Source organism: Nostoc cf. commune SO-36 (genome assembly GCF_023734775.1).
Taxonomy (GTDB): Bacteria; Cyanobacteriota; Cyanobacteriia; order Cyanobacteriales; family Nostocaceae; genus Nostoc; species Nostoc commune_A.
In genome coordinates this window covers 2,923,835-2,937,238 of the sequence record NZ_AP025732.1, presented here as the reverse complement: position 1 = coordinate 2,937,238, position 13,404 = coordinate 2,923,835, and the positions used below count along the sequence as shown (strand labels likewise).

Here is a 13,404-nt window from a genome sequence, read left to right as displayed (position 1 = left end):
ATCTGACTCTCCCATTTCCCTAAACGGCAGCCTTAGCCTTAGCTTCAGCCTTCTTAGCCTGAGCTTTTTCATTCCAAGGAGCGCCAATGAATCCCCAGGTTGGGCTGTTGAGTGCCAAGTCCATGTCGCGTGCGAAGATGGCAAAGCCGTCATAACCGTGATAAGGGCCGGAGTAATCCTTTTTGTGGTTTAATTCTTTTCAACAGCCTAATGTTTGCAGTAAACAGTGTCAGCGATAAGCATTGTTCGTTGATAACACATTTATTTTTAGCCTAAATATAGGCTAAAAACACAGCGATGCATAATCAGGTTCAGGACTCATATCATGTCCGCTAAATTACCCATAAGAAAAGAACCCCACCCCTTAATCCCCTCCCCGCTTGCGGGGAGGGGAGACAAAGCGTAGCTTTGGCGGGGTGAGGTTCTTCGGGTTTAATAAGCAATCAAGCGGATATGATATTACGCATCATCTAAATGTTGTCCTGAACCAAGGTGATTAAAAAATCGCCCGTTTTTTTGCTCATCTCTGCAAGCACAGCAGCAAAAAGAACACATGAAAACGAAAGTACTACTGGAATTAGAGAAAGTTAATCTGCGTTTGAAGTCTGCAAAGGCAAAGGTGACAATTAGAGAATCGAATGGAAGTCTGCAATTACGGGCGACGTTACCAATTAAGCCGGGAGACAAAGATAGTAATGGTACTGGGAGAAAACAATACAATATCAGCTTGAATATTCCCTCTAACTTGGATGGACTCAAGACGGCTGAGGAAGAAGCCTATGAGTTAGGGAAGTTAATCGCTCGGAAAACTTTTGAGTGGAATGATAAATATTTAGGAAATGAAGCGATTAAAAAAGAATTTAAGACTATAGGAGAATTACTCGAACAATTTGAAGAAGAGTATTTTAGGACTCATAAACGAACTACCAAAAGCGAACATACTTTTTTTTATTACTTTTCCCGAACTAAACGATTTACGAATCCTCAAGATTTAGCTACTGCTGCCAATCTGATAAGTTCCATTGAACAAATCGATAAGGAATGGGCTAAATATAATGCAGCTAGAGCTATATCGGCATTTTGCATGACATTTAAAATCGAAATCGATTTATCTAAGTATTCCAAAATGCCTGAGAATAACTCCCGCACTATCCCTACAGATGCGGAAATAGCTGATGGAATTCTAAAATTTGAAGATTATTTGCATAACAGAGGTAATCAAGTAAATCAAAATGTTCAAGATAGCTGGCAACTCTGGCGCTGGACGTATGGAATGTTAGCAGTTTTTGGTTTACGCCCACGGGAACTTTTTATTAATCCTGATATTGATTGGTGGTTGAGTCAAGAAAATGTAGATTTGACATGGAAGGTTCATAAGGATTCTAAGACTGGTGAGAGACAAGCATTACCATTACATCGGCAATGGATTGAAGATTTTGATTTGAGAAATCCTAGATATGTAGAGATGTTGGGGAGTGCGATCGCTAAAAAAGATAACACCAATCATGCTGAGATAACAGCGTTGACACAGCGAATAAGTTGGTGGTTTCGCAAAATAGGATTGGATTTTAAACCTTATGATTTACGTCACGCTTGGGCAATCCGGGCGCATATTTTAGGGATACCAATTAAAGCTGCGGCGGATAATTTGGGGCATAGTGTGCAGGTTCACACGCAAACTTATCAGCGTTGGTTTTCACTAGATATGAGGAAGTTGGCGATTAATCAAGCTTTGAGTAAGAGAAATGAAGTTGAGTTGATTAGGGAGGATAACGCTAATTTGAAGATGGAGAATGACAAATTGAGATTGGAGATTGAGAAGTTGAAAATGGAAATGGTTTATAAACAAAGTTAAATTTAATGGTAAATCATAGCATCTTTATATAATTTGCTATGATTTATGGGTGAAAAATCATCAAAATAAACCCATTAAGATATTTATGTCGGCTACTGACATTGGAACACTGATTGTTAAGTCACCTGAAACTTTAGGGGGTCGTCCTCGCATTGCTGGTACTAGAGTTTCTGTTCAACGCATCACAGCTTGGTACAAACTTGGACTGAATGCAGAAGAAATTGCAGAACGCATGGGAAATGTAAATCTTGTTCAGGTTTATGCTGCTTTAACTTATTATCACGCTAATCGAGAGGAAATTGAGGCGTATATCTCTGCTGAAAAAGCAGATTACAAGCGGTTAGCTACAGAAATGGGGCAAGCAATATGAGTCCAATTCGATTATTTATTGATGAAGACTCAATGGATCAGCGATTTATCAAAGCATTGAGAGCAAGGGGAGTTTCAAAAGTGTTAGATAAGCATTATTAAAATACATTAATTAAATTTAAGTGGTTTAGCAGGAAAACGTTGATTTTCGGCATCTGGTGCTTGAATTTTAAAGATTGTTCCGTCAGACAAGGTACTAATTTCTTCTCCATTCTCTCGAACACGAGTATTGCTAAATACCTGAATGTTGGTATCAAGTCTAAGGATCTGTTCTATTGTCTCCACATGAACACCCGTAAATAGTCGGCTTCTGCCGTCTGGAAGGTCTAAATACCTTCCTATATAAGTTATATTTCTCCATGCAAAAGTATCTTTTGTTACCCTTTCTTGCTCAAAAGTTTGTATTACTGTATCTAAGAAACGTTGAAGCCCAAGATTTCTTGGAAATCGATATAAAGTTCTTTCTTGCTCATCTTGTCTATCCAATTTAAATTTTTCTACTAGCAAATTTTCATAAAATCGTAAAGTATTGTCTAAGCCAGCAAAGCTAAGAACATGAGTGTAATGCAAAAGTATTGAATTCTCTCTTTCAGGTATAAAAATGTCAGAAATTGGAGGATCTGCAATAAATGTGAACGGTGGCATACTTTTGCCTCCCGTCGGAAAGTACGAAACAATCGCAAATTTGCCTGTAGCAGTTTCTGGATAGCCTTTCGATTGCTCCAGTGCCTTAGTCATGGCACTTTCGATATTCTGTGGCTGAGTCGTTCCTTTTGATTCATAAATATATCTTTCATCATTTAGGTTAAATCCCAAAAAGTCAGGAGTCTTTTTTGAAAGCTTTTTATTTTGAGGTATTTGAGTAATAGTTTCCCATTTAATCTGAAATGATTGAGCCATAAACAAAGAGGATATTGCAACTCCTAAATCTTCAGAAATACGTTTTTTAAAATCTGAAGAGCCTTGATCAACAATTATTAATCCATTAACAGATGTAGTTGAATTATTAAAAAAATAAACTACTGTACTAAGGTAGAGCGAAAGATCATAACCAAATCGGTTTCCATTTTGCCCTAACAACATTAATGCATGGGCAAATGTTATAGCATCAAACTCAAAAACACATATATTTTGCTCAACTTCCTGGAGTTGACTGTTTGTAGAGTAGATTTGCTGCAATACCTCATAATCAATCGTTGAGGCATCAAAATAGACAAATGTTCTGAGCATTATTTTGTGCTTCCATGTGAGTTTGACATGATATACAGCACTTCCCGGTGTTATGAGGTACAATAGCAACAATTAGTAAACCAGTTTTTTAAATGTTGAGGATTCATTAAGTCGAGTGCAACTGAGATTACTGTATCAACCATTTCTGTTGTAGTTGGAGCAAAACTGCGTAAAAAAGATTTGAGTTGTGACCACCATAACTCGATTGGATTAAAATCAGGAGAGTATGAGGATAAACAAATAACTTTCGCACCTACAGCTTCAATCATTGGTACAATTGATGCTAGTTTATGGGCAGGTAAGTTATCCATGACGACTACTGCTCCTGTCCATAAATTAGGCGCTAAAAACTTCTCAATGAATACATCAAATGCTTGGCTATCCATTGAGTTATTCATCGTCATTAACGCCACTACTTTTTTAATACTAATTGCTCCAATTACTGTGACTTTTGCACCTCTATAAAATGGTTTTTGGTCGTAAGCTCTTGTTCCTTGTTGCGAACGCGCATGAGTTCTTGCCAGACCTAATAAAACTCCTGTCTCATCTAGGAATACTAAGTTATCTGGATCTATATCTCTGACCTGTTCCCAATATTCTACTCTTAGTTTTTGAACTCTTTCTGTTGCTGCTTGACTACTCCGCAATGTTTTTTTTTACGATTTAATCCTAATTTTTGTAAGGCACGACACATTGCACTTCGACCTACCCAATTACCAGTTTTGTCTGCAAATAATTCACACAACTCTATCAATGTTGCATCTGGATGTGCTTCAACTAATTCTCTTAACTCTATGTCAGCATTTGTCAGATGACTAAATTGTGGTTTTCCTCGCGGCTTTGGTTGTAAATTTCCTTCAAGTTTTTGTTGTTTTACAAGCTTTTGCACTAAACTCTTTGAGACAGAAAATATGTTAGCTACTTTCCTGATTGAGATATTTTTTTGAATATGTGCTGCAACTATTTTTTCTCGAAGCTCGATAGAGTATGACTTCATTTAAAAGTATTTATATTTTAACCTAGTGTACCTTATAACAGGCGGAAGCGCTGTATTAAGTCAATCTTGATTTTTGTAGACTAAAAGCAAAATCATTAAGGTAATTGCAGTTTTGCTTGATACGAGTTTAGTCTTAAGAGAGAACTTGCTCTCCATCATAACTAGATTTTCTTTATACTGAGTATTCGTAATTATGCTGTAATTGTTATCGGATTGTTCCAGCTTTCAACAATGTGATAAAATTTGTGGAAAGATAGAAATATTGATTCATTTCCAGGATGACAATTATGAACGCCGTAGAGCTATTTCCTACCCTGCGAAATTTAACTCGTGCAGATAAACTCAAAGTCATGCAGTTTCTAGTTTCAGAATTATCTAAGGATGAAGAACCATCATTAGAGCAAGGAGCAACTTACCCTATTTGGTCGCCACTTAATTCCCACGCAGCTGCACATCAACTTTCTCAACTGCTAGAGTCAGACGAGTAAATGCACAATGGTTAATCCTCAAAGATTTTCCTTTACAGAGGGATACGATACATTTGGTGTTCCTGATGCGCTGCCAAAGCTACCATTAATATTAACCTATCGTAACTCATCAGTAGACGTTTCTGGTTTGTTAGATACTGGAGCAAGCGTTAGCGTTCTGCCATATAGTATTGGTATTCAACTAGGCGCTATTTGGGAAGAACAGACAATTTCTGTAACGTTGGCTGGTAATTTGGCTCCCATTGAAGCAAGAGGTTTGCTTGTATCTGCTCAGATTGGATCGTTTGAGCCTGTTCGGTTAGTTTTTGCGTGGAGTTTGTCTAATGATGTACCTTTGTTGCTAGGACGTATGAACTTCTTTTTGGAGTTTGATGTGTGTTTCTATCGTTCACAACTAGTATTTGATGTGTATCCACAGTCGTAATGCGATCGCATCCCCAATGTAGTATGCGTTATCGCAAATCACAATGCACCTTCATCATATCAGTAGGCGATCGCATTCCTCGCGTATGGTGCGTTATTGCATTGATTGACAATGCTTCGGTATTATAAAGGTATTAAGTTCTGGTTCTGTCCATGTCTGCAAGAGACATTTTTCACGAAGCTGTCAAAGGAGGACTTGAAAAAGAAGGGTGGATCATCACGCAAGATCCGCTAGTAGTTAAGTTTGCCAAAGATAAAATGTCAATCGATTTAGGTGCAGAAAAAATATTACCAGCCGAGCGAGGAACTGAAAAAACTGCTGTTGAGATCAAAAGTTTTTTAGGGGATTCAGAACTGTTTGAGTACCATGCAGCTTTGGAGCAATTTCTCAATTATCGATTGGCTTTGCGAATTAGGGAGCCTGAACGAGTTTTGTTTTTAGCAGTTCCAGTCTCAACCTATCGCTCACTATTTAGCCGAGACTTTGGCTAAAGTTCAGTACAAGAGTATCAAGTTAAGTTAATAGTTTACGATCCAAAGGTTGAGGTGATTGTACAATGGCAAAGCTAGACCAATATCGTGAATATATTCAGAAGTTACTAACGAAGTATGGCAGTTACAAATCTTCAGAGGAAGATGTTGAAATTCAACTGATATTCGATACTGCACGAGATCATTATCAGATTTTAGAGATTGGTTGGGATGGATATGACCGAATTTATAATTGTGTGATACATCTTGATATCAAAGATGAAAAGATATGGATTCAACGTAATATGACAGATATCCAAATTGCTGAAGACTTGACTGAGATGGGAGTACCTAAAGAGGATATTGTTTTGGGACTACAGCCATTTTATCAACGTCAATATACGCAATATGGCGTAGCGTGAATTTGTATAATAAGTGATGATAGCAAAACCTCTGTTTAAGATCACCCCTCCCAATGCATACATCGTCACAAAGCTGATTTACTCAAAAACAACGCCGCGATAAATTTCTGCCATCGATAATTCAACCCCAACTGAATCTAAAGAAATAGATACCTCTAAACCGCTAAAATCACTGAGCAACCAACCTTCGGCTTGTTTACTGTAGCGTTCCACAAAAGGTTCATCTTGCTCGACTAATAAATATTCGCTAAAACTCGGAATTGATCGATACATCCGAAATTTACTTTGGCGATCGCAATCTGCGGTGGAAGGGGATAGAACTTCAACAATCAGCGTGGGATTCAATACTTCATCTAGACGTTCAGCATTTAATATAAGAAGCCTGTTTGTGAGTAATCATCACAAACCAGGCTTGACTTTGTTTTAGCCTTCTAATTAAGCTTGCTCCCAAAGCTGACGTACATAATCAGGTAGCCAGCTAGCAATTTCCTGAATCCGTTCTTCGGAAAGTTCGTCTTTGGTGGCAGAAAACACTGCTTTAACCGCTTGCTCTCTGTCTACAGTTCCCGGCTTCCCACCTTCATTAGCAACTCGGAACAGGAAGCGATCGGAATCGATCTTAAAGATACCAGGGCCTTGCCAGGGTGGACGAACCCGGCTTAAAAATCCCACAATTGGATTGGTATCTTTCCACAAATCAGCTACTTCAAACTGGAGTGCTTTCTCATCTGTAGGCACAGCTTCTGTATGCAGTTCTGCTGCGACGCGATCGCTAGCTTCTGTTGTCATCAAGTCGCGCATAACGCGATACACAACTTCGGTAAAGTCTCTTGTGTCATACAAATCTGCAAATCCGCTTCGAACCATGACTTTTTCCAGAAATGAGCGATGTTCGTCTGCGATCGCAGTTCGAGTATCTTCAATCTCTGTTGGGTCAATTTCTGGAATATTTGTTCTAAAACTTTGATCGGGCATTGTTTTTTCTTGTGGTTATTAATTTTGAGTCTTTATGCTTACTTTATGTAAGGTCGCACAAATCAAAAACCCCTAGCATCATCCAGAAGTTTGAGATGGTATCTATTCAAAAGTTAGAAATTTCTTTGATCTGCTCATAGCTGTAAAGTCATGGTTGAGGAGAGCAATACTTCTGATGTTTGTGCCCGTCTGTGTCGAAAACCAGTCAAAATAAATGAGTTGGTATAAAATCAGCCTAAACAAAGATGCTAGAAACAAAAAACATCGAAATTAACACTTGCCATGTCAAAGTACCTAACAATGGTTTAGAAATTGATGCTTACTTAGCTCAACCAGCACAAAACGGAACCTTTGGCACGGTTATAGTTTTTCCAGAAATTTTTGGAATCAATAGTAATATTCGAGATATCACCGAATTAATCGCTAAACAAGGTTATGTAGCGATCGCCCCGGCGATGTATCAACGTACTGCTCCCGGTTTTGAGGCTGACTTTAGCCCAGAAGATGCTGGCTTTAGTCCAGAAGCATATCAGCTGGGGTTGGAATATTATCAACAAGTTAAGTATCACGAGATTTTAAGCGATATTCAAGCTGCCATTACCTACCTCAAAACTTTACCCAATGTCAAAGATAATTCGATTGGTGTCATTGGTTTCTGTTTTGGTGGTCATGTTGCTTACATAGCTGCAACTTTACCCGATATCAAAGCCACAGCTTCGTTTTATGGTGGTGGAATTACCACTTCTAGTTATGGTGAAGAGACTCCAACCATTAATCGTACCTCGGAAATTAAAGGTACTATTTATGCATTTTTTGGTACAAGAGATACATTAATTTCCCAGGAAGAAAATGAGCAAATAGAAGCAGAATTAAAGAAACATCAAATCAATCATCGTGTATTTCGATACGATGCCGGACATGGATTCTTTGCCGGATTTTTCAAAGATAAGTACCCATTTTTAGAGCAGCACCCAAGTTATAACCCAGAAGCTGCTCCTGATGCTTGGCAATATGTTCTAGAATTGTTTGAAAATAACTTGTAATATAGTTACAAGCTATTAAAAATGTTTGTAGTCGGGACTTCAGTCCTCATTTTATAAAACCTTTTGGGCATAGCTGCGCTAACCGCGTAGCGTCTCGTAGAGAGGACTAAAGTCCTCACTACAAAACAAAATTATAAGAGTGCGATACTGTTGGCTTTAAACTTTTGAGTTTTTAAGTAGTAATTGGCAACCACATAAAAACGGGTTTGGACTTTCTGTGCGATTGTCTGCAAGCACTTCAATGGTTAGCTTGCTGTTGTAAATCAATTTGTCATAATTCATTAATGCATTCCACTTGATTTTGTCAGTTGGGAAGCCTAGCTGTGAAGTACCATCAGCGATTAACTCTTGCCATTTTTGAATCTCTGGATCTTGCGATTTGCAGTAATCGAGAATGGCAATTAATGCACCAGGTTTGGTAACTCGTAGGATCTCCTCAAGAGCGCGGACTGGATCGTTAAGGACACAGAGGGTAAATCCTGATGCTGCTGCATCAAAGCTATTATCAGGAAAATCCAGATTGCAAAGATCCGATACCTTAAAGGTGATGTCTGCGGATACGTGCTTTTTACGTGCTTCATCCATCATCTTATGAGAAAGATCAACACCAACGACACTTACCCCTTCAGGGTAAGCTGAAAGATTAAGACCTGTTCCTACCGCAGCATCTAGTACGGTTTGTCCTGACTGAAGCTGCAAGGAAGCAATTAACGGTTCGCGCTCAATGTGCCAGTAACGCTTCATAATTGCGTCATAATCCACCGCCCCGCGATCGTAGGTTTCGATCACCTGATTTATCTGCATAGGTTCCTTAACAAATATAACTACTGGTTTTAATTACCCATCTGTATGTACAATATGATGCTGATTTAAAACTGACTACCGTAATAATAGCTAGATAATTTGGCAGTTCCAAATTAGAATTAAGTTAAACCGCTTCATCAACCTTTAGCCGGAGAGGAACCTGAATGATAAACTCGGTTCCTTCTCCAGGATTTGAGAAGCACTCCAGTTTGCCGCCATGTTTTTCTGTAATAATTTGGTAGCTAATAGACATACCCATTCCGGTTCCTTTGCCAATGGGTTTTGTGGTGAAAAAAGGATCGAATATTCGTTGCTGAAATTCTTGGGAAATTCCGACTCCGTTATCAGCGATCGCTATTTCTAACCACTTTGAGTTCACTACTGATGTGCGAATCTTAATTCGACTGGGATTGTCCTTTATCTCCTGATAGGTACACTTGGTATTATTCTCTTCTAACGCATCAATTGCATTTACTAAAATATTCATAAATACCTGGTTCATTTGTCCGGCATAGCATTCTACTAGAGGTATAGTGCCGTAGTCTTTTATCACCTCAATTTCCGGTTGTTCTGGTTTAGCTTTAAGACGGTGTTGCAAAATCATTAAAGTACTGTCGATGCCTTCATGAATATCAACACTTTTAAATTCTGCTTCATCGATACGGGAGAAGTTTCGTAGCGACAGTACAATTTGGCGAATGCGATCAGTGCCAACTTTCATGGAAGACAACATTTTTGGCAAATCTTCCCGCAAAAACTCCAGATCCATTTCTTCGGCAGTGGTTTGAATTTCAACAGCAGGGTTAGCATTATACTGCTGATATAATTGCACAAGTACTAATAAATCTTGGGTATATTCTTGCACATGGACGAGGTTGCCATGAATAAAGTTGACTGGATTATTAATTTCGTGTGCGACTCCAGCAACTAGTTGCCCCAGACTTGACATTTTTTCACTTTGAATAACTTGAGATTGAGTACGCTGCAATTCTTCTAATGCATTTTTGAGTTCAGTAGTCCGTTCTTCTACCCGATCTTCTAGTTCTTCTTTGCTTTTCTCTAGGGCAGTAAACGATTCGTTCAATTGCCCTGCCATGTGGTTGAAAGAGTTGGACAGGGTATTAAGTTCTTGAATGTTGCTAGTTTCTACTGTCTGACCTAAATTACCAGATGCCATTGCCTCACTTGCCCGATTCAGGCGGAGAATGGGGCGTATGATCCAATGGGAGGTAAATACGCCCATTACCGAGGCAACAACTAATGCACTCAAACAAAGCGCGATCGTGATGCCCGTGTTGGCATTAATCTGCGCCATAAATGCGTTTTCTGGCACACTCACTACCATCAGCCAATTCAAGCCATACTTGTCACGCCAAGGTACAACATCGACAAAATACTGTTTTCCTTCCACCTCAACACGAAAATCTATATCTTGATTGATAGATTCAAACCCGAAGGTTTGGAGGCGTCTGGCGATATTCTGTATTACTGGATCAGAACTGTCGATCGCTTGCAATCGCCGGATATTTTGATTAACAATGACAAAAGGCTTCTCTGTACCAGAACTGGCGATTAATGTGCCATCCCGTTCTAAAAGAAACACCCGCCCTGATTGACTAATATCTAAACTGCGTAAAAAATCGCCGAGTTTCAGCAGGTGAATGTCTGTTGCAATCATTCCCAGCAAGCGATTTTGTGCATCATAAATTGGACGACTGGCAGAGGCAGCAATGTAGGGGGCTGTTGGAAAATTTGCAGTATAAATCTTTGCCCAGATGGGTTTACCAGCAGCTATGGTTTGGGTATACCAAACTTCGCTAAAATTGTTCCAAGTAAAACGATTATTAACTTGAGTCCGATTACCGTGATTATCCGTGGCGTAGTTGGTATTATTATTAGGAAGGTTGGCAGTCCAATCATCAATGGTGATTGTCTTGCCATCATAACGAGCAGCACCCAGCCCCTCACCTGTGGTTAGTCCAATACCAATATAAGTCAGGTCATACGCCTGCATTTGATCCCAGAAATACTTGCCAAGGGTTTGGCGATCGCGCACATCTAATATTCCCCTGCGGATAGCATCTGCATTAATCTGATTAAGTGTTTGCGGAATGGCAAGGTAAGACTTGAGGTGTTCATCTACTACCTCACTGGTACGATCTATTAACTGTTCTGCCAAGTCGTTAACTGCTCTTTGGCCATTTTTAAAGGACAAATAACCAACTAAACTGACTGCTGCAAAAATTTGGATCAGGAAGGGAACAACAAGAACAATCTGTAATGGGAACGCTTTACCTTTGCTGAAATAATGAGTCTTCATTGCTGGAAACTGGAAGTTGATCCTAATTTGAATTACTTCTATAGTTCCCAAGATGCCAACAGACTAACTTTTATTTAAATTTTTTTATCAAATCAAAGGTAGCTTTATGGTAAGTTGTCGCAAAATCTAACCCACCATCTTATCAAATATGCTAAACTTTGCACATAAATTGAACCTCAACACTGCCAGCCCAATCTCACGGCTAAATATTATGTTGGATTAGTTGTTGAAGAAGAATTCAGAACTCAGAATGGGCTAAACCTTAGCTATCCGCTAACAGGAGTCAGAATAAATCAGTCAGGGATTCAGACCCGCGACTGATAGCGTAGCGATAGAGAGGAACGAGCGTCGCGTCTTGAAGACCACCAAACTTTCAATTTGATGGGGGTCTTAAACCCGATTATTCAGACGCTCTCTACGAGACGCTAAAAGCGTAGCTTGCTTCCCTGTAAGGGTACGCGGACTCGCTCTAAGCGAAGCATCCCGAAGGGTATACGCCGCGCTATCTGCCAGTCATACAGAAAACATTGCTGAATTCTGACTCCTGACTCCTGAATTCTGTTCGATAAAGTATTCAAAATTGATTGACGATCGCAGTTACAAGCATAGTGCATACATATTGCTTGTCATTTGCAGGCTTGTTGATTTATTTAAACCACAATTAGAAAAATCTTTTCAAATTAACCGGATTATATTCATGTTTTCAGAAAAGTAGCTCATATACGTGCCTTCGGGTTTCACTGAACTGTATTGAGCTATAAAGGAAATTTTTATGACAACCCAAGTTTTTCGCGGCATTACCTACACTGAACAAGTCATTCAAGAGAGTAATCAAAGAGTTTCCGGTACTGCTAATCCAGACTGGTTTATTGTAGAAGGCAACAACAATGTTGTGAATACACGAGATGGCAATGATGTTGTTTTACTAGCAAGGCAAATAGACTCAATCTACCTCTCTACTACTTTTAATGGGGAAGTATTGCAAACTAGTCCTCTATCCTCTAATCCTGATGGGATTAGTGCGATCGTTGATGCTGGAGCAGGAGATGATTATGTCAGTTTGGGATCTGGTAATTACAAAATTAATTTAGGCAGTGGAAATAACTTTTTAGACGATTACGGTGGGAACTATTTATATGATGCTGATGGTACTAATATTATTGGCTTAGGGGCAATTCCAAAAGTGATTGCCTCAGCCGGAGCAGGCGACGATATTTTCTATTTAAGTGGATTTGCTAACCGAACCATTGATGCAGGAAAAGGTAACAACTTAATTCTTTTGGGAAGCGGAGATGCCAACATTAAAACAGGCTCAGGAAATGATGTTATAACTAGTGAACTTTCAATCGCAACTTATATTTTTTTCGCTACTGGTTTGCCATTGTATAACCAAACTATAAATGCTGGAGATGGTGACAATCAGATTGCTGTCGCTCCCTATGGCGAAACCACGGTTAAAACTGGCTGTGGCGAGGATTTTATTCTTGCTTATGGAATCCCTGGCTCAAGTGATACAAAGATTTTTACAGGTAATGGCAATGATACAATTATTACAATTGATACAAACAGCACTATTAAGTCTGGATCAGGTGATGATTTAATTTTTGCTGGTTCAGGTGATGATACTATTTTTGTGGGAAATGGGAATGATTTAGTAAATCTGCGAGGAGAAACAGTTTCTCTGCCTAATCCTTTAAGTACGGATACAAACCTGTTTGGTTCATCTGTTGAGGTAATAGGCGGAGGAAATGATAAAGTCTACTTGGGTCAAGGAACAGATACAGTAATTCTGGGAAGTAGTGGCTTTGCAACTATTTATGGCTTTGATTGCAACGATCGCTTAGATGTCATCGGCTTAAATGCTAGCTTTACCCGGATAGGACATGACACGCTGATTAATTCATTTGGTACTTCTTTGGGAGTTCTCAAAGGATATACAGGTTCAGTGCATTTAGCGTAATTAAGAACGCGATCGCCATAACTGCATAAACAAAGCTTATGCACTAA

The 13,404-nt window shown here is 39.2% G+C and carries 13 protein-coding genes and 4 pseudogenes; 8 read left to right on the top strand and 9 right to left on the bottom strand.

The window, feature by feature from the left end; all coding sequences use genetic code 11:
• Window positions 1-19: 19 nt before the first annotated feature.
• Window positions 20-187 (bottom strand): annotated as a pseudogene (locus tag ANSO36C_RS34865) (nitrogenase molybdenum-iron protein alpha chain); the annotation flags it as partial.
• Window positions 188-511: 324 nt separating this feature from the next.
• Between ANSO36C_RS34865 and ANSO36C_RS13040 the strand changes: the two are divergent.
• Window positions 512-1,855: pseudogene (locus ANSO36C_RS13040) on the top strand (site-specific integrase); the annotation flags it as partial.
• A gap of 85 nt (window positions 1,856-1,940) precedes the next feature.
• On the top strand, window positions 1,941-2,225 hold the full coding sequence (locus tag ANSO36C_RS13035; protein WP_251959873.1) for a DUF433 domain-containing protein: 285 nt from the start codon (window positions 1,941-1,943) through the stop codon (window positions 2,223-2,225).
• A 107-nt stretch (window positions 2,226-2,332) separates the two neighbouring features.
• Here ANSO36C_RS13035 and ANSO36C_RS13030 read toward each other — a convergent pair whose 3' ends face one another.
• From ANSO36C_RS13030 to ANSO36C_RS13020, 3 genes are read right to left on the bottom strand one after another with little or no spacing between them, the layout of a single operon-like run.
• The gene (locus ANSO36C_RS13030; protein ID WP_251959872.1) at window positions 2,333-3,454 is read right to left on the bottom strand and encodes a hypothetical protein; all 1,122 of its coding nucleotides are present in this window, start codon (window positions 3,452-3,454) and stop codon (window positions 2,333-2,335) included.
• 50 nt (window positions 3,455-3,504) lie between these two features.
• The gene (locus ANSO36C_RS13025; RefSeq protein ID WP_251955950.1) at window positions 3,505-4,101 is read right to left on the bottom strand and encodes an IS630 family transposase; all 597 of its coding nucleotides are present in this window, start codon (window positions 4,099-4,101) and stop codon (window positions 3,505-3,507) included.
• A complete protein-coding gene (locus ANSO36C_RS13020) occupies window positions 4,059-4,451 on the bottom strand; it encodes a helix-turn-helix domain-containing protein (protein ID WP_251955951.1) in 393 nt (130 codons plus the stop codon). The genes ANSO36C_RS13025 and ANSO36C_RS13020 overlap by 43 nt, the downstream gene beginning before the upstream one ends.
• Window positions 4,452-4,738: 287 nt before the next feature.
• Between ANSO36C_RS13020 and ANSO36C_RS13015 the strand changes: the two genes are divergently transcribed.
• The 4 genes and pseudogenes from ANSO36C_RS13015 to ANSO36C_RS13000 all read left to right on the top strand — a co-directional run bounded on the left by ANSO36C_RS13015 (window position 4,739) and on the right by ANSO36C_RS13000 (window position 6,255).
• A complete protein-coding gene (locus ANSO36C_RS13015; protein ID WP_251959871.1) occupies window positions 4,739-4,939 on the top strand; it encodes a hypothetical protein in 201 nt (66 codons plus the stop codon).
• Window positions 4,940-4,946: 7 nt separating this feature from the next.
• Window positions 4,947-5,363: a retroviral-like aspartic protease family protein gene (locus ANSO36C_RS13010; RefSeq protein ID WP_251959870.1), complete on the top strand. Its 417-nt coding sequence runs from the start codon at window positions 4,947-4,949 to the stop codon at window positions 5,361-5,363.
• A 152-nt stretch (window positions 5,364-5,515) separates the two neighbouring features.
• Window positions 5,516-5,932 (top strand): annotated as a pseudogene (locus ANSO36C_RS13005) (XisH family protein).
• Window positions 5,920-6,255: a XisI protein gene (locus ANSO36C_RS13000; protein WP_251959869.1), complete on the top strand. Its 336-nt coding sequence runs from the start codon at window positions 5,920-5,922 to the stop codon at window positions 6,253-6,255. Before ANSO36C_RS13005 ends, ANSO36C_RS13000 begins: the two are co-directional and overlap by 13 nt.
• Window positions 6,256-6,333: 78 nt before the next feature.
• Here ANSO36C_RS13000 and ANSO36C_RS12995 read toward each other — a convergent pair.
• Window positions 6,334-6,627 (bottom strand): annotated as a pseudogene (locus tag ANSO36C_RS12995) (Uma2 family endonuclease); the annotation flags it as partial.
• A 63-nt stretch (window positions 6,628-6,690) separates the two neighbouring features.
• A complete protein-coding gene (locus ANSO36C_RS12990; RefSeq protein ID WP_251959867.1) occupies window positions 6,691-7,230 on the bottom strand; it encodes a DUF2267 domain-containing protein in 540 nt (179 codons plus the stop codon).
• A gap of 245 nt (window positions 7,231-7,475) precedes the next feature.
• On the opposite strand from ANSO36C_RS12990, the gene ANSO36C_RS12985 reads away from it, so the two are divergent.
• Complete coding sequence (locus ANSO36C_RS12985) at window positions 7,476-8,273, top strand: dienelactone hydrolase family protein (RefSeq protein ID WP_251959866.1); 798 nt, start codon at window positions 7,476-7,478, stop codon at window positions 8,271-8,273.
• Window positions 8,274-8,429: 156 nt separating this feature from the next.
• Here the strand turns inward: ANSO36C_RS12985 and ANSO36C_RS12980 are convergent, their stop codons facing one another.
• The 3 genes from ANSO36C_RS12980 to ANSO36C_RS12970 form a co-directional block, all read right to left on the bottom strand.
• A complete protein-coding gene (locus ANSO36C_RS12980) occupies window positions 8,430-9,077 on the bottom strand; it encodes a class I SAM-dependent methyltransferase (protein WP_251959865.1) in 648 nt (215 codons plus the stop codon).
• A 124-nt stretch (window positions 9,078-9,201) separates the two neighbouring features.
• On the bottom strand, window positions 9,202-11,397 hold the full coding sequence (locus ANSO36C_RS12975) for a sensor histidine kinase (RefSeq protein ID WP_251959864.1): 2,196 nt from the start codon (window positions 11,395-11,397) through the stop codon (window positions 9,202-9,204).
• A 425-nt stretch (window positions 11,398-11,822) separates the two neighbouring features.
• Window positions 11,823-12,011: a hypothetical protein gene (locus ANSO36C_RS12970; RefSeq protein ID WP_251959863.1), complete on the bottom strand. Its 189-nt coding sequence runs from the start codon at window positions 12,009-12,011 to the stop codon at window positions 11,823-11,825.
• A gap of 158 nt (window positions 12,012-12,169) precedes the next feature.
• Between ANSO36C_RS12970 and ANSO36C_RS12965 the strand changes: the two genes are divergently transcribed.
• Window positions 12,170-13,357, top strand: a complete 1,188-nt coding sequence (locus ANSO36C_RS12965; RefSeq protein WP_251959862.1) for a calcium-binding protein — start codon at window positions 12,170-12,172, stop codon at window positions 13,355-13,357.
• Window positions 13,358-13,404: the final 47 nt, after the last annotated feature.